Source organism: Pseudescherichia sp. (assembly GCF_031987975.1).
Lineage (GTDB): Bacteria > Pseudomonadota > Gammaproteobacteria > Enterobacterales > Enterobacteriaceae > Pseudescherichia.
The window spans coordinates 258480-274370 of record NZ_DALZYX010000007.1; the positions used below are offsets into that span (position 1 = coordinate 258480).

Below are 15891 nucleotides of genomic sequence, written 5' to 3' on the forward strand. Positions count from 1 at the left end.
GAGTGCGCATGTGCGAACAACATCATGATGCCCGACACATTTTGTGTTCGCAGTGCGACCTGCTGGTGGCGCTGCCACCGCTGGCGCACGGGCATAAGGCAACCTGTCCGCGCTGCGGCCATACGCTGACCACCCGCTGGGATGCCCCCCGGCAGCGCCCGCTGGCCTACTCGGTCGTGGCGCTGTTTATGCTGGCGCTGGCTAACCTCTTCCCCTTTGTCTACATGAAGGTGGCAGGGGTCACCAGTGAAGTGACGCTGATGGAGATCCCCGGCGTCATGTTCTCGGAGGATTATGCCAGCCTCGGCACCTTCTTCTTGCTCTTTGTCCAGTTTGTGCCCGCGTTCTGCCTGGTCACCGTTATCCTGCTGGTGAACCAGGTTCCGCTGCCCGATGGCCTGAAGCGCGCTCTGGCCCGCATCTTCTTTATTTTGAAAAACTGGGGGATGGCGGAGATTTTTCTTGCCGGGGTGCTGGTCAGCTTCGTGAAGCTGCTGGCCTATGGCGATCTCGGCGTTGGCAGCAGTTTCATACCCTGGTGCCTCTTCTGTATTTTGCATCTGCGCGCGTTTCAGTGTGTCGATAAGCGCTGGCTGTGGGACGACATCGCCCCTGCACCAGCGCTTGCCCAGCCGCTGCGAGTCGGGGTGCCGGGCATTCGTCAGGGGCTGCGCTCCTGCGCCTCCTGCACGGCGGTGCTGCCCATCGACCAGACGGTATGCCCCCGCTGCCATAGCCACGGCCATGCCCGGCGCAGGAACAGCATTCAGCTGACGATGGCGCTGCTGGTCACCTCTATCCTGCTCTACCTGCCGGCCAACATTCTGCCCATCATGATCACCGATCTGCTCGGGGATAAGATGCCCTCGACCATTCTGGCGGGGGTGATCCTGCTCTGGAGCGAAGGCTCTTATCCGGTAGCGCTGGTGATCTTTATCGCCAGTATCATGGTGCCGACGCTGAAGATGATCGCCATCGCCTGGCTCTGCTGGGATGCGAAAGGGCACGGCAGACGTGACAGCGAGCGAATGCATCTGATTTATGAAGTGGTTGAATTTGTTGGCCGCTGGTCGATGATTGACGTCTTCGTCATCGCCGTACTCTCTGCCCTGGTACGCATGGGCGGATTAATGAACATTTACCCCGCAATGGGCGCGCTGATGTTTGCGCTGGTTGTCATCATGACGATGATTGCGGCTATGACTTTCGACCCACGCCTGTCGTGGGATCGTGAGCCAGAATCAAGCCAGGAGGAGTCGTAAAGCATGGAGACTAAAGGTGGGGAAGCCAAAGTGCAGAAGGTGAAAAATTGGTCACCGGTATGGATCTTCCCAATTATCACGGCGCTAATTGGGGCCTGGATCCTCTTTTATCACTACAGTCACCAGGGGCCGGAGGTGACGCTGATCACCACCAACGCTGAAGGTATTGAAGCGGGTAAAACCACCATCAAAAGCCGCAGCATTGACGTCGGCGTGGTGGAGTCGGCAACGTTGACCGACGATCTGACCCACGTTGAGATCAAGGCGCGGCTGAATGCCGATATGCAAAAGCTGCTGCACGGCGATACGGTATTTTGGGTTGTGAAGCCACAGGTCGGCAGGGAAGGGATCAGCGGGCTGGGGACGCTGCTCTCCGGGGCCTATATTGAGCTTCAGCCGGGAACCAAAGGCGGCGTGCGTGACGATTACCAGCTACTGGACTCGCCGCCGCTGGCACCGCCGGATGCGAAAGGGATCCGTGTAGTGCTCGACAGTAAAAAAGCGGGCCAGCTCACCCCGGGAGATCCGGTACTCTTTCGCGGCTACCGTGTAGGTTCAGTAGAGACCAGCGTATTCGATCCGCAGAAGCGTACCATGAGCTATCAGCTCTTTATTAACGCACCTAACGATCGGCTGGTGACCAGCAACGTCCGCTTCTGGAAAGACAGCGGTATCGCCGTGGATCTCACCTCGGCAGGCATGCGCGTAGAGATGGGGGCGTTGACTACCCTGTTTGGCGGCGGCGTCAGCTTTGACGTGCCCGAGGGCAACGACCTGGGCCAGCCGGTAGCAGAGAAGACAGAGTTCGATCTCTATGACAACCAGCGCAGCATCCAGGAGTCGCTTTATACCGAGCACAAAGATTTCCTGATGTTCTTTAAAGACTCCATTCGCGGCCTGCAACCGGGCGCGCCGGTGGAGTTCCGTGGCATGCGCCTTGGCACCGTTGACAAAGTACCGTTCTTTATGCCGGGCCTGCGTCAGGCACTGAACGAGGACTACCGCATTCCGGTGCTGATCCGCATTGAGCCAGAGCGGATCGCCAGCCAGATGGGTGAAAGCCCGGATATCCTCACTAACCTGCCTCAGCTGCTGAATCAAGGGCTGCGCGGTTCGCTGAAGACCGGTAACCTGGTCACCGGCGCGCTCTATGTGGATCTGGATTTCGTCTCGAAACCGCCGCCGATTACCGGCATCCGCGAGTTTGGCGGCTACAGCATTATTCCGACGGTGAGCAGCGGTCTGGCACAGATCCAGCAGCGCCTGATGGATACGCTGGATAAGATTAACAATCTGCCGCTGAATCCGATGCTTGAGCAGGCAACCGGCACGCTCGCTGAGAGCCAGCGCACAATGCGCCGCCTGCAAACCACGCTGGACAACCTCAACAAGCTGACCGCCAGCCAGTCGGTGCAGAGTCTGCCGCAGGATATGCAGAAAACGCTACGTGAGCTGAACCGCAGCATGCAGGGCTTCCAGCCGGGATCGGCGGCCTATAACAAGATGGTGGCGGATATGCAGCGTCTGGATCAGGTTCTGCGCGAGCTGCAGCCGGTGCTGCAAACCCTTAACCAGAAGAGCAACGCCCTGGTCTTTGAGGCGAAGGGCAAAAAAGATCCTGAGCCGAAGGGGGCAAAACAGTGAAAAAAGGGATAATCGCCATGGCAGTGCTGCTGCTCAGCGCCTGCAGCAGCAGCGAGGAGACTCGCTACTATCAGCTACCAGAAAGCCCACGATCGGTAACGGCACAGAGTACGATGACGGCACCCAGCCCCGGCCAGGGGCAGCGTCAGCTGTGGATAGAGCAGGTCTCGGTGCCGGACTATCTGGCGGGGAATGGGGTGGTCTATCAGACCAGCGACGTGCAGTACGTTATTGCCAGCAATAACCTGTGGGCCAGCCCCCTCGACCAGCAGCTGAGAACCTCGCTGGTGGCCAACCTCAGCCGCAATCTTCCGGGCTGGGTGGTCGCCTCCCAGCCGCTGGGCAGCGAGCAGGATACTCTTAACGTCACCGTGACCGGTTTTCATGGTCGTTACGATGGACACGTCATTGTGAGCGGCGAGTGGCTTCTCAACCACCAGGGCACGCTAATCAAGCGTCCCTTCTATGTGGAGATGACGCAGCCGCAGGATGGCTATGACGCAATGGTGAAGGTGCTTGGCGAGGCGTGGGCGCAGCAGGCCAGCAATATGGCCCGGGAGATAAATCGCTTACCTTAATCTGCAACTAATCCTAAAAAAGCCACGCTTTCGTTTATGGTCGCGTGGCTTTTTTATGCTACAGGCAGGGGTAAAACCTGTGCTTGCTCACATTTTTTGTACAAACGAACCCTCGCATATCTCACATTTATGACATTGGTATGAATTTTGTGCATTGACTCTGCGTGGCGATCGCGCTATTTCTTAGGCGTGGCTGCACATTTTGTAACCACTGTTTTCTTTTCCACCAGACTCAAATAATGAGGGAAACGAGGCATGAAGAGACAAAAACGAGATCGCCTGGAACGGGCACATCAACGTGGTTATCAGGCCGGCATCGCCGGACGCTCAAAAGAGTTGTGTCCTTATCAGACGCTGAATCAGAGATCATACTGGCTTGGAGGCTGGCGAGAAGCCATGGAGGACAGGGTAGTTATCGCCTGATTCTGTCCCTTTAAAAGAAACCTCCGCCTTGCGGAGGTTTCGCCTGTCAGGGGGATCAGAACGCGGAGGTGTCCTTGAACAGACCCACTTTCAGATCGGTTGCGGTGTAGATCTGGCGACCGTCAACCAGCACTTCACCATCCGCGATGCCCATGATTAGCTTACGGTTGATAACGCGCTTGAAGTGAATACGGTAGGTAACTTTCTTCGCATTCGGTAAAATCTGGCCAGCCAGTTTCACTTCGCCCACGCCGAGGGCGCGGCCTTTACCTTCGCCGCCGAGCCAGCCGAGGTAAAAACCTACCAGCTGCCACATGGCATCGAGGCCCAGGCAGCCAGGCATTACCGGATCGCCAATGAAGTGGCAACCGAAGAACCACAGATCCGGATTGATATCCAGTTCTGCTTCAACATAGCCTTTATCGAAATTGCCGCCCGTCTCGCTCATCTTGACCACACGGTCCATCATCAGCATGTTTCCTGCCGGTAACGGTGGGCCATTTTCGCCAAACAGTTCACCACGACCAGAGGCAATGAGGTCTTCTTTCGTATAGGATTCGCGTTTATCTACCATGTTCTCAGTAAGCCTTATTTTAGTGAAGCACGCAGGATAGCTAACACGTGTACGCTGAACAACTCCGATCAGTTGGCTGAAAACCACATACATAAAGGATAGCTTCATTATGTAATGAGGATATACCTAATGGATTCAATGGGCCGGACTTCGTGCGTAGACAATGCCAATCTGTCCTTATCTGTAAAGCAGGCACAAGGGGGCACAATAAAGACACAACCTTTACAGCAGAGGTTACGGTTGGCAATACCTTATCTTTTCAGGAAGAAATCTTCAGGAATCTACCAGACGAGATATCGTAGGGTTGGCTCTGCGAGTGATACCATTACCATTTCAATGAGAACTACTAGCAGGACCGCAGCGATGAAGCATCAGGAATTTTATAACAGTGCCGTCAGGACATTTATTGTTAACAATCCCGAGGCTTGCTGGGACGAGATGAAGGAGTATCTCAGGGACCTCGCTGAATCCTTACTTATGGACAAGCCTGATGAGTTTTGGGATGGCGTGGAGATCTCTACTATAGATGACAGCAGAGAAGCTCTAATGGACCTTGTGGCAACCGCCGGACTTTCACTTAATCAGCACAAGGCAATCATCAAGGCTCAGGAAATACTTAAGGCTACTAAAGAACGTCTGTGTGGAAATGCGGGGCCGCTTCTAGCGCTGGTAGAGGAGTTTTCTCCGGCCGAATCCCTCAGATTGGTAGAGCCGCTTCCAATTACTGTAAGCCAAGAAGCATCACCAGCGACTGTGCTTACATTTGACGAGTTGTATGGGAAATTTCTTGCTGAAAACTCAATCAACATGAAGAAGTCTACCATTTCTGACCACAATACAATTCGTAGGCGGTTAAGTGAGTACATTGCGCATCTCAATATGCGAACCTATACGCGTGAAGATATAACTGAGTTAAGAGCTGACCTGATTGAGTCTGGCAATTACGTCTATGCTTCAGTTAACAAGATTCTTCAGAAAGTCTCGTCCGTAGTTAACTGGGCGGTTAACAGCGGGTTGATACAGAACGATTATACTAAAGGCCTGAAGCTCAGAGGCGTTCGAAATAACCGCAGGGCCTTTACGGACCCGGAGATGAGCACTCTCATTACAGCTCTTACCACGGATAAAAACCTTACGTTAAGCCAGCAGTGGGCCATCCGGGTCGGAATGATTACCGGGGCAAGAATAGGGGAGCTGCTCCAGCTGACCAAAGCGGATATCCAAGAGCAAGATGGTATTACTTTTATAGATATTCACGATAACAATGCTAAGGGCCTGAAGAACAAAGCAAGTATACGCAAAGTACCGCTGACAGATGGCGCATACGGGTTCTCATTAGACAAATTCCGGGCGTGGCTTGAGCGTCAGCGGGATGGGGAGGATATCTTCCGGGAGCATAGCCGCACTTACAGCGACCTGAATGCTTTCATTAAGCGCCATACGACCAGCACTGGCGAGGTCTCTTTTCATTCGCTTCGTCATTACATGGCGACTCGTGCGAGAGCGAGAGGAGTCACTGAAGCAGATGTGGGGGGCATACTTGGTCATGCTTCCGGTGAGATCACTTTTGGGCTTTACGGTTCCGCTGTGAGTACGCAACGCTCGTCTGAGGTCTTAAAAGCTATTCTTCTCTGAGGTAGCCTGCGAAGGATGTTTCATGGTTGAATTGTGTTTGACTTTACAATTTAATTTATGCTAGGTGAGGGTGCTAGCTTCACTCATGGATTTTTGTAAGTGTCAAGGTTAAAAGCTAGCGACTCACTATAGGGAGAGGCCCAAGAAAATAATTTATATACCGCACGCCTCGACCAGCGACCATCTTGCAAATAACATTTACCGTTCGTAATGCTGGGGCCACTGAGGGCGATTGGAAACCTCCTCGACACGCGCCATGCTTCCAACCAGAGCAGCATTATCGGGCATCCTATTAACGTAACCTACCGCACCTTTCAGGGCGGGTAACTAAAGACACCACACGGGCCAGCGGGTCCTTCTTTCGTGGAATACAGATTAGGGTAGGGGAAGTGAAGACAGACGTAGTATCTAGGACTCCCATACAGGGCATGGAAACTCTAAGTGATTGCTCTTTGGGATATCTTGAGTTACCTCTGAGAAGACCTTGGAACAAGAAGACCCTCAGAGCTGACGCTCAAGGATAGACCCTTAGATGGATGGTTAAAATTATAATTACCATCCTCTCTTAGAGGAAAACCTGAAGGTAAACTATGAGAACTTCCTTGGAACAAGGGTCTCCTCAGTATGCCCTTCAGGTTATTGAGCTGGGTGGTCATAGCTTGCTCGTACTGGTCATGTGGTCTCACAGACACAAACTGTGTCCTCACTGGCTAACATTCCGATCTCCGCACGGAGCTTACCGAACTCCTCAGCGAACTGGAGGCCCTCCGGTGTCTCTGACTTAGCAATATCGTAGGAGCCAGTCTTACGGATTGACGGTAGGACTTCCTCAGTGACCCACTTGCGGAACGGCTCGGATTGCGGTGCATGTCCGCGAAGGAGCATACGGTAGGTGGCAGACTCATTCATTAATGTGGAGCGGGGCAGCACGCGAGGATGTCGCACGAGTGTCTCCCATAAAATGGGAGATAGGTCTGAGATACGTAAAGGCTCTATCCCATTATTCTGCATGAAAGAATAGACAGCGTTACTGCCATTCTTGAAGCCAGCCATATCAGCCACCTGCTTAGCCACAAAGAGCAACTCATGGTCCGGGTGGCCTATCACAACGTCCAGCTCACAGCCTGCAACCGTGGGTAATCAACGAGTGAGTTAACAATCTGTGTAGGAATTTCTGAGACACGCACCACTAATGACTTCTGAATTTCAGTAGGCATATCTGACAACGCATCAGCACCACGTCCGGATTACCACGCAGCGCTCGATCTAACGAGTCACGTAATGAGTCAGACACCATTTCTTGGTGTTTGTTGCGAATGTCCTTGAGACAGACCCTGTTTTCCGGGGCCTGTGGTTCTCCAGCCGACCGCAAAAAATGCGGGCCGCTCGTAACGTAAATAAATCCTGTACATAACTACTACTGGGTCCCCACTGGTCGCTAGGAAATAACGATAATAAAACAAAGAGTTAAGCTAACGACTCACTATAGGGAGAGGACCCCCTGTGAAATCCAGCTTCTTGTTCATCTACGTTGTTAGTGGACTCGCTGGGTCGATCACATGGAAATTCCCCAAGTTAGAACAGCAACCTCTGAATCACCCAAAGCCGTCGCAGGCTATATCCATCAATCCAGTCTTTATGTCGTGCCTCTATGCTGCTGCCAGTGCCCTTGTCGTGGGTCTGGATGGCTGGTAGCGGGTGCGAACGTAGAGGCACTACATAAGGAATTACGACACCATGGTTTACACCAACACTATTGAGGCTCTGCCAATCGTCATCGAGAATCACTCGTTCACGTGCAATGACCAGCGTATGTGGAACCTCAACGAGATTCACCAAGTGCTCAATCTGCCAGATAGTAAAGCTCCTTCACAGTGGCGAACCGAGGTCTCTCGACACATGGACCGCTCTGCAAATTTGCAGACCGTTAACGGTGACAACGGGGGTACTTGGGCGACTGAGGCTGGCGCTATTGCATATGCTATGTGGGTCTCGACCGATTTCTACCTGATGGTCATCAATGCGTTCATCTTCATGCGTAACGATGCCGTTCTCCGTGAGCGTGTCGCTGTGCTGCAAGCTGATGAGGCTAACGCTGCTTTGTCCATCGCGGCACCTAAAGCTGATATCTTCGATAAGCGTCTTGCCAATGGTGGCGCTGTACCATGGACCCAAGCCTGTAGAGCGCTGAGCATTCCTCCACGTAAACTCATAGCGGGTCTACTGGGGTCCGGTAAGTTCATTAAGAAGTTCGATTATGACCGTGGCGATTATTATATCCAGCCACCTGCTGAGGCATTCCGTGGGGATTACTTCCGCTGGAAGACCGTAATGGACCGTCAGGAATGGCAAGTAACCGCTCGTGGTGTCGCCTGGATGCAAGAGAATGCGTCTAAGTGGCGAGAAGCTATTGCCCGTGATGACCGCCAGAAGGCTGCCGCTAAGCGAGCTGCGAAACGTAGCCGTAAGGTGGCCGCATGAGTGAAGCCAGAAAGATTGACCCAAGGACCCCTGAGGGCCGCAAGGCGCTGAGCTTCCTGACTATCCCCACACGGACACTTTTGGACCTGCTAGGCATCGATCCGGCTGGTCCTGAAAGCCGACCGCATTACCCAAAGGCCGAGCTGTGTCTGATGTGCGTTGAGCGCGGCATCAAGCGCCCTCTCGTTTAGCATCTTACTAACTTAAACACTGAATACGAACACCGACCGATGCGGGGAGACCCTCAGCGGCGCTCTGTGCTGCCTGTAAGTAGCCAGATTGCGCCATCGAGGAGACCGATAGGGGTTCACCTGAATATGGAGAATCCACTATGTCCATTTTAATTACTGATTCCCTAAATAATGATATCGCTGAAGCTGGAGACGCCAGTGAGGTCTACAGCCTTACGGCTATCCACGCGGCTCTAAAACTAGGTGGCTCAAAGCATCCGGCTCTATTCGAGCAAGACTCAGAGTTTCATCACTTCAACGCCTGCGGTCGCCTGTCATCCTCCTTTGAGGAACAAACGGGAATGACGTACTGGGCTGATAGTGAATGCCTTGAGGCCTTCAGTCGCTGGCTTGGCTACGAGTCTCTGGGCCATCTGCTCGATGCTGTGCCAGTAGAGGATTAACGAGACTACGTTTCACAGCCCGACCATAACTATCAACACTGACATTCCCCGCCCAAGGAGGACCCCTACAATGTTAATTCCTAAATTTATCCTGACTGATGTTACCGATACGTCAATCAAAGTGAACGGCCAAAAGATGACGCTGGATTACTTCAAACAAGTCTTTGTAACCATGTGTCTTAACGCCTCGTGGAATAGCTTCGAAGTCTCGCGGCGTCTGTTCGATGCCATGATGAACGTAAACATTATCCCCAGAGGCTACGGCAAGTTCTCGCGGGACTACGCGGATTACCGCTCCGAACAGGAAGAACAGCGAGCAGCCCTTCAGCGCTTTGCAGACGAACAGGCAGAACGCATGGCAGCCATACATGCGACCCCTGAGGAAATCGCTGAGGATGTGGCTAAACGTAAAGCTCGACAAGCCGAAGTGGTAGCAAGGTTCCGCAAAGCCTCTGCTGGTTTCTAGTAGCGTCTTAACCTTCATCAGCCTTCCCTGATTCAAATTCTAAAGTGAGCGGCCTCAATGGTCGCTTGCAGCAACATCAGCCTTTTGCCTAATGCCACCAGATAACTCTCTGTAACTAAAGGGAGATAACGACACTTAAGGAGATATACTTATTATGAGCCGCCAACAATTCAGTGACACCAATACCCAGTCTCAACGAGATGCCGAAATCACTCGAAAAGTAAACTTGCAGACCCAACATGCGACCATCTCAACTCACGCTGAGTCCGGCTGGGAGCAAATCAACATGGCTTCTGTAGCCCCAGTGCGCAATGGCGACGGGTCTGTAGATGGCGGTGGCGCTATGCACGTAACAACTAACGTAGATGCTTCTGTTTACGCTGAGAGTTTCGCTCAGTCACTGGATGTCAGCCTGAATGACCCTGATTTTATTGAGCGTCTTAACGAGTGCCTGACCGCCGAGATTCGACCATATCGTACCGAGCCTACGCCCATTACTCTGGCCGTGCTGGCTGATAACTCTGTTCGTTTTAATCCGACCCAGCGTTACGCCGATTCTGACAAGCCGACCTCCATTATTAAGTTTGGTGAGATGGTCACTGTCGATAAAGCGAATGACGCGGTTATGTTTAACCACTCTGTGGAGCTGCTCGACTTCCATATGGATACCGCAGGATTCACTGAGGCCTCCCTCCGCCACGCGATTGGACAGGCTCTGGTGGATATCTGCGCCTCGATGAGTTCACACTGTGTGGACCTGCTGGTTAATGCAGAGCTGACCCAAAAGATTGAAGTTACTAAGCCTACGGGTATTCCACGTGAGCAGGCCGAAGACATTATCGATCTGCTGTCTGTGAACCTGACACCTGCTTATGGTGCGACGCTGAGTGACTACACGTTACTCATTCCGGCTTCACTGGAAGCTATCCTTGAGCGAGCAGCTCAGCGGGCTGGCGTAGAGGACGTGGAGGAACTACTGGGCTGCGGTGTAATGGAATATAGCGGTACTGACCGTGGCCTCTTTCTGTTACCTCGTCGCTTCACTGCGCTATCTTTCCGGTCTACCGCTGATGGTGATGCCTTCCCGGTCACACTGTCACGAAATGCCAATAAACAAGCGTGGGTCATTGAAGCTCGTGGAGTGGTTGACCTGGTGGCCTCTGCGACCGCTAAGGATGCTGACGGTGTCACAGTGAGCCTACCGCTCATCACTCAGTTGACTTGGAAGTAACTAAATAATAGCTAAGGGTGTCCTAAAAGGGATGCCCTAGCTTTTACTATTGATAGGTTTTAACCATGAATACAGAGGGATTACCCTATGAATTTTTATTGATGCTGGCTCATGTCACGTACATGGTTATTGCTATTAGCTTGAGCCTAAAAGGACCCTTTATGAAAATTCTACAGAAATTTCTGAGTGGGTATCATAAGGATAAGCCTTGAGGAAAATCCCCCCTATGGGTCTCGATAGGACCATCAGGAACCACGGCAAGACCACTACCGAAGTCACAAATGAGCCACAATCGGGTCATAAAGAAGTCACAAATTGCTTGACGACTATCTTCTAACCCGGTCATGATGCGTCTCTCATCGCTATTCTTAGTTGGCTGAAAACCAGCTCAACCAGCGCAGCGGCCACGGGTAGCGATGACGCGCTTCCTGCTGCGTCGCCAGCGTAATACGTTCCTGAATGGTCTGGATCAAGGTCGTTTGCCCTTCGCCATCCCACACCAGGTCTGTCAGTAAGGGTAGTGCATCGGTCACGTCATCAATGGCCCAGATGGAAAATTGTTCTGCCTGTACCGCATCCAGCAGATCCTGGTGCAGACAGAGATGGCGCACGTTCGCGGCGGGGACAATCACCCCCTGCTTGCCGGTCAGGCCCCGATGCTGACAAATCGCAAAAAAGCCTTCGATCTTCTCATTCAGACCGCCCACCGGCTGCGCGCGACCAAACTGATCCACCGAGCCGGTAATGGCGATATGCTGATGCAGCGGGACATCGGCCAGGGCGCTGATCAGCGCGCACAACTCGGCCATCGAGGCGCTGTCGCCGTCCACTTCGCTGTAGGATTGCTCAAAGGTCAGCGACGCGGTGAACGGCATCTGCTGCTCCAGCTCCAGCTCGGCCATCAGGAAGGATTGCATGATCATCATGCCCTTCGCATGGATATTGCCCCCCAGCTCGGCTTTACGCTCGATGTCATGAAACTCACCGTCACCAATGTGCACCACGCAACTGATGCGTGAAGGCTCGCCATAGGGGCGAGGATGGCCAGGAAATTCAACCACCGAGAGGGCGTTGATCTGCCCGACGCGCTCGCCCTCGGTCTCAATCAAGATTTGCTCAAGCAGGATCTCATCCAGCATACGCTCCGGCAGATAGCCTTCACGCCATTCGCGCTGGGTCAGCATGGTCCGCAGCTGCTCTGCGTCGAAGGTGCTCTCTTCGGTAAAGGCGGAGACCTCGCGCAGCTGACGAGCCAGCCACAGCGGGCAGAGTGGCAGCGTTTCTTGATCGTCGGTATAGCGTACTGCGGCGCGGATCAGCACCGGCCAAGCATCGTCAGCAGGCACAGGCAATCCAGCCTGCTCGGCGTTCAGGATCACCCACTGACGCCAGGTGGCAAGATCTTCTGCATCGGTAATCTGAATATTTTCTTCATACTCGCTGTAGATAGACTGGGCAGCCAGATCGGGTTCCATCTCCTGGAAATCCGCCAGCGACTCGCGCTCGCCCACCAGGATAACCTTCAGCGTGAGCGGCATCGCGGGTACGCTAACGGGCAGGGGACGGGACTCATCAAAAGAGACCCAGTCAAAACGCTGGCGGGTGACGAGTGATTTAAGACGCATCCAGAGCAGTGGCTGGCTCAGCAGGGTGCGCAGGGAGATAATCAGCACGCCACCGTTGGCCTGGTGCACCAGCCCTGGCTCAAGGGTGATCTCATTATTGAACTGGCGCAGGCAGCCAAAGAGCTGCTCGGCTTCTACCCAGTCAGCAACCACCACATCACTCTTTCCGGCAAAGTTCGCCTCTGCACTGGCGGCAGGCTTTGCGCTCACCGTGCGGCCGGCGACGCTATACTCAACGCCAACCACTGGCGACGTCGCGGGCTGGAGTTCACGGGCGGCGGCGGCGATCAGGGCCAGATACTCCGGCTCCTCCGGCGCTTTAGCCAGTAAAAAGCGTGATGATGCAGAAGGATGCAGCAGCTGCTCCAGCGCATAGTGCAAACGAGGTTGCGTGTCACCAAGAGAAAGCTCAGACTCAAGGTCAACGTCAGACGGTGTAAACACCTCCTGATAGCTGTCGGTATCAGGAACAAGGTCTTGCCAGGCTAGTTTAGTAATGGTCAATGTCGAGGTTTTATCGTCAGCTGTAAAAGGCGGAATTATAGCGTAAGCGGCAATTCAGCACACGCGGAATAGATGCTTTTACCGCTATCCGGCTACCGTCTGGCTCACAGGATGTGATTTCTTTTCAGCAGATTGGCAAAAAACTGATATTCTGAACTAAGTTACACGGTAACACTGAGATCGCAATGAAATATCAACAACTGGAAAATCTTGAAAGCGGCTGGAAATGGAAGTACCTGGTGAAAAAGCACCGTGAAGGTGAACTCATCACGCGCTATTTAGAAACCAGTGCGGCTAAAGAGGCTGTCGATTTATTGCTGAAGCTCGAATACGAACCGGTTCGCGTTAATGACTGGATTGCGCAGCATATGAATGCCGCGTTGATGAACCGCATGAAGCAGACCATCCGCGCCCGGCGTAAGCGGCACTTCAATGCCGAGCACCAGCACACGCGTAAAAAATCTATCGATCTGGAGTTTATGGTCTGGCAGCGACTGGCGGGCCTTGCCCAGCGGCGGGGGAAAACCCTGTCGGAGACGATTGTGCAGCTGATTGAAGATGCCGAGCATAAAGAGAAGTATGCCAGCCAGATGAGCACCCTGAAGCAGGATCTGCAGGCGCTGTTGGGCAAAGAGTAACGGCTTAGTCAGCAAACAGCAGGCAATAAAAAACCCCGCATGGCGGGGTTTTTTTATAAAACGTGAACTTAAGCCTGCGGCTGAGTTACAACGTCTTTGATACCTTTAACTTCGATCTCTACGCGACGATCCGGTGCCAGGCAGTCGATCAGTGCAGCGCGAGCTTTCACGTTGTCACAGGTGTTGCCGGTAACCGGGTTAGACTCGCCCATACCACGTGCGGAGATCTTGTTGGACGGGATACCTTTAGAGATCAGGTAGTCAACAACAGACTGAGCACGTTTCTCGGACAGACCCTGGTTGTAAGCGTCAGAACCGATACGGTCGGTGAAGCCCAGAACAACAACGGAACCGTCTTTCGGATCCAGGTTGCTCAGCTGGGTGTACATCTGATCCAGAGCCTGCTGGCCTTCTGGTTTCAGAGTCGCTTTGTTGAAGTTGAACAGTACGTCAGACTTCAGAGTGAAGTGCTTGGTAGAAACCTGCGGAGCCGGAGCCGGAGCCGGTGCAACAACCGGAGCTACGTCTTCCTGCTGGCCGAAGCGGTAGGAAACACCTACGCTCAGCATACCGTTGTCCTGACGGGTGCCCAGAGTTTTAGCATCGCCAATGTTGTTAACCCACTGGTATTCCAGACGGGTAGCGATGTCACGGGTCATTGCCCACTCTACGCCACCAGCGAATACTGGGGAAACACCGGTATCGTGGTCTTTGAAGGATGCGCCAGTGCCAGGAACCTGAGCTTTAGCATCAGCACGCCATACCATACCACCCAGGCGGGTGTAGATATCAACGTCGTCAGTGATTGGGTAGCCCAGTTTAGCGGTCAGCTGAACGCCCTGAGATTTGAAAGCACCGTTTACGTTGTCGCCTTTGTACGGCTCACGACCTAACCAGTCATAGCCCAGTTCGAAACCAACGTACGGGTTAACCTGGTAGCCGCCGTATGCGCCAGCGCCCAGCTGGTCTTCACGAGTCGGGCCATCATTAGGAATGAAGCCGTTGTCGTGGTACTGGGACCAGCCCAGTTTAGCACCAGTGTACCAGGTATTATCTTTCGGAGCGGCCTGCGCTACGGTAGCGAAGCCAGCCAGTGCCACTGCAATCGCGATAGCTGTCTTTTTCATTTTTGCGCCTCGTTATCATCCAAAAATCGCCATGAAATTCTCGCCAGAGAAAACACGGTTAAATCCTTCACCGGGGGCATTGCTCAATATTAACTCTACCGATATCTTCGGCTTATGCCGAGCACCCCTGGCGATGTAAAGTCTACAACGTAGTTGGAAACTTACAAGTGTGAACTCCGTCAGGCATATGAAAAAAAAAGAGTTGTAGACACAATATTTAACATTTATGACGATAAATTCGCCATCGAAATATCGCAGTTACCGCGCCAGACAGGCTTCGCGAGAGAATTTAGCTTAATGACCAAGGGCCTGGAACCGGTGCAAAATAGATCCCAGGAATTATCTTATTTTTACTTAATGAAACAAATTCGAGTGAATTTTTAAGCCCGATGGCTGTCCTGAAGCCTGAGGATCGAAACGAACCGGCCGCATAATAAAGCCCATTGCATTCCCTTCCTGAGCAGCGTTAACGAGGCGGCGATGCTCATCTTCCGACAGCGCCTGCGCATGCCAGCCGATTACCACGCTGTAGTTCCCCGTCTGTAATGCTTTGATCATGGAGTCCAGCGTACTCTCAGGCGAGAGCTGACTAATATGCATCAGCTTGCTGAGAGGCAGACCAGCAGACTGTACCCATGCGCGGCTCAATTTTTGCTGCGGCGTCAGCCAGAGCTGCCAGCGAGACTGCTGGCTAAGCTGCTGTAACAGAGGTAACAGCAGCAGCTGCGTCATCATCGGCTGGTCTTCACGGTAGACCACCTCACTGATGAGGCCGGTAGCCGCAGCAGGCGTATTGACCTGTGCGCGACTGCCTGCGAAAGAAGCGTATTGAGATGAGCGATTAGCATAGCCTGAAGTGTACATAGTCATTCCAGCCCTGAGAGTTACTGTATATCTATACAGTACCCCCTAAGCGTTTAAAGATCAACCTCATTTTCTGAAAGCGTCTCGCAAATATGATCTGAATGTGCGGCGAGAAGAAAAATCATCTTGCTGATGCCGGGCAACTTGCCTATGTTCCTTTTCAACGGATGGTTTACGAAATAAAAGATATTTTACGCCTTGATTT

15 protein-coding genes are annotated in these 15891 nt (G+C 53.0%); 10 read left to right on the plus strand and 5 right to left on the minus strand.

Features of this window, described 5'->3' with window-relative positions; genetic code table 11:
- The first annotated feature begins 8 nt into the window (after positions 1–8).
- From pqiA to rmf, 4 genes are all read left to right on the plus strand, one after another.
- Positions 9–1262 (plus strand): membrane integrity-associated transporter subunit PqiA, encoded by a 1254-nt coding sequence (gene pqiA, locus RTN40_RS14560; protein ID WP_312210452.1) that lies wholly within the window; start codon positions 9–11, stop codon positions 1260–1262.
- 3 nt (positions 1263–1265) lie between these two features.
- Positions 1266–2906, plus strand: coding sequence for an intermembrane transport protein PqiB (pqiB, locus tag RTN40_RS14565; RefSeq protein WP_312229077.1), 1641 nt, complete (start codon positions 1266–1268; stop codon positions 2904–2906).
- Positions 2903–3484 carry a membrane integrity-associated transporter subunit PqiC gene (gene pqiC, locus RTN40_RS14570; protein ID WP_312229078.1) on the plus strand — a complete coding sequence of 194 codons (582 nt, stop codon included), beginning with the start codon at positions 2903–2905 and terminating at the stop codon, positions 3482–3484. Before pqiB ends, pqiC begins: the two co-directional genes overlap by 4 nt.
- A gap of 255 nt (positions 3485–3739) precedes the next feature.
- Positions 3740–3907 carry a ribosome modulation factor gene (gene rmf, locus RTN40_RS14575; protein ID WP_072015258.1) on the plus strand — a complete coding sequence of 56 codons (168 nt, stop codon included), beginning with the start codon at positions 3740–3742 and terminating at the stop codon, positions 3905–3907.
- A gap of 55 nt (positions 3908–3962) precedes the next feature.
- On the opposite strand, the gene fabA is transcribed toward rmf, so the two are convergent.
- Positions 3963–4481 (minus strand): bifunctional 3-hydroxydecanoyl-ACP dehydratase/trans-2-decenoyl-ACP isomerase, encoded by a 519-nt coding sequence (fabA, locus tag RTN40_RS14580; protein ID WP_312229079.1) that lies wholly within the window; start codon positions 4479–4481, stop codon positions 3963–3965.
- A gap of 363 nt (positions 4482–4844) precedes the next feature.
- Here fabA and RTN40_RS14585 point away from each other — a divergent pair, with 363 nt between their 5' ends.
- A complete protein-coding gene (locus tag RTN40_RS14585; RefSeq protein WP_312229080.1) occupies positions 4845–6116 on the plus strand; it encodes a tyrosine-type recombinase/integrase in 1272 nt (423 codons plus the stop codon).
- A 672-nt stretch (positions 6117–6788) separates the two neighbouring features.
- Here RTN40_RS14585 and RTN40_RS21015 read toward each other — a convergent pair.
- Entirely contained in the window at positions 6789–7223 is a 435-nt protein-coding gene (locus RTN40_RS21015; RefSeq protein ID WP_409418532.1) for a Bro-N domain-containing protein, read from the minus strand.
- A gap of 630 nt (positions 7224–7853) precedes the next feature.
- Between RTN40_RS21015 and RTN40_RS14590 the strand changes: the two genes are divergently transcribed.
- From RTN40_RS14590 to RTN40_RS14605, 4 genes are all read left to right on the plus strand, one after another.
- Positions 7854–8597, plus strand: coding sequence for a phage antirepressor KilAC domain-containing protein (locus tag RTN40_RS14590; protein ID WP_312229081.1), 744 nt, complete (start codon positions 7854–7856; stop codon positions 8595–8597).
- Positions 8598–8928: 331 nt separating this feature from the next.
- The gene (locus RTN40_RS14595) at positions 8929–9231 is read left to right on the plus strand and encodes a hypothetical protein (protein ID WP_312229082.1); all 303 of its coding nucleotides are present in this window, start codon (positions 8929–8931) and stop codon (positions 9229–9231) included.
- A gap of 70 nt (positions 9232–9301) precedes the next feature.
- Positions 9302–9697, plus strand: a complete 396-nt coding sequence (locus RTN40_RS14600) for a hypothetical protein (RefSeq protein ID WP_312229083.1) — start codon at positions 9302–9304, stop codon at positions 9695–9697.
- 154 nt (positions 9698–9851) lie between these two features.
- Positions 9852–10928, plus strand: a complete 1077-nt coding sequence (locus tag RTN40_RS14605; RefSeq protein WP_312229084.1) for a hypothetical protein — start codon at positions 9852–9854, stop codon at positions 10926–10928.
- Between the two features lie 368 nt (positions 10929–11296).
- Here RTN40_RS14605 and RTN40_RS14610 read toward each other — a convergent pair whose 3' ends face one another.
- Positions 11297–13057 carry a Lon protease family protein gene (locus RTN40_RS14610; RefSeq protein ID WP_312229085.1) on the minus strand — a complete coding sequence of 587 codons (1761 nt, stop codon included), beginning with the start codon at positions 13055–13057 and terminating at the stop codon, positions 11297–11299.
- 185 nt (positions 13058–13242) lie between these two features.
- On the opposite strand from RTN40_RS14610, the gene matP reads away from it, so the two are divergent.
- Positions 13243–13695 (plus strand): macrodomain Ter protein MatP, encoded by a 453-nt coding sequence (matP, locus tag RTN40_RS14615; RefSeq protein ID WP_312210461.1) that lies wholly within the window; start codon positions 13243–13245, stop codon positions 13693–13695.
- Positions 13696–13763: 68 nt separating this feature from the next.
- Here matP and ompA read toward each other — a convergent pair whose 3' ends face one another.
- The gene (gene ompA, locus RTN40_RS14620) at positions 13764–14822 is read right to left on the minus strand and encodes a porin OmpA (protein WP_268108475.1); all 1059 of its coding nucleotides are present in this window, start codon (positions 14820–14822) and stop codon (positions 13764–13766) included.
- Positions 14823–15176: 354 nt separating this feature from the next.
- Positions 15177–15686, minus strand: a complete 510-nt coding sequence (gene sulA / locus RTN40_RS14625; RefSeq protein ID WP_312229086.1) for an SOS-induced cell division inhibitor SulA — start codon at positions 15684–15686, stop codon at positions 15177–15179.
- Positions 15687–15891 lie beyond the last annotated feature (205 nt).

Excerpts from the sequence above, each read along its gene's own strand:
- pqiA (WP_312210452.1), top strand. The coding sequence starts at position 9 with ATGTGCGAACAACATCATGATGCCCGACACATTTTGTGTTCGCAGTGC.
- pqiB (WP_312229077.1), top strand. The coding sequence starts at position 1,266 with ATGGAGACTAAAGGTGGGGAAGCCAAAGTGCAGAAGGTGAAAAATTGG.
- rmf (WP_072015258.1), top strand. The coding sequence starts at position 3,740 with ATGAAGAGACAAAAACGAGATCGCCTGGAACGGGCACATCAACGTGGT.
- fabA (WP_312229079.1), bottom strand. The coding sequence starts at position 4,481 with ATGGTAGATAAACGCGAATCCTATACGAAAGAAGACCTCATTGCCTCT.
- RTN40_RS14585 (WP_312229080.1), top strand. The coding sequence starts at position 4,845 with ATGAAGCATCAGGAATTTTATAACAGTGCCGTCAGGACATTTATTGTT.
- RTN40_RS14590 (WP_312229081.1), top strand. The coding sequence starts at position 7,854 with ATGGTTTACACCAACACTATTGAGGCTCTGCCAATCGTCATCGAGAAT.
- RTN40_RS14595 (WP_312229082.1), top strand. The coding sequence starts at position 8,929 with ATGTCCATTTTAATTACTGATTCCCTAAATAATGATATCGCTGAAGCT.
- RTN40_RS14600 (WP_312229083.1), top strand. The coding sequence starts at position 9,302 with ATGTTAATTCCTAAATTTATCCTGACTGATGTTACCGATACGTCAATC.
- RTN40_RS14605 (WP_312229084.1), top strand. The coding sequence starts at position 9,852 with ATGAGCCGCCAACAATTCAGTGACACCAATACCCAGTCTCAACGAGAT.
- matP (WP_312210461.1), top strand. The coding sequence starts at position 13,243 with ATGAAATATCAACAACTGGAAAATCTTGAAAGCGGCTGGAAATGGAAG.
- ompA (WP_268108475.1), bottom strand. The coding sequence starts at position 14,822 with ATGAAAAAGACAGCTATCGCGATTGCAGTGGCACTGGCTGGCTTCGCT.
- sulA (WP_312229086.1), bottom strand. The coding sequence starts at position 15,686 with ATGTACACTTCAGGCTATGCTAATCGCTCATCTCAATACGCTTCTTTC.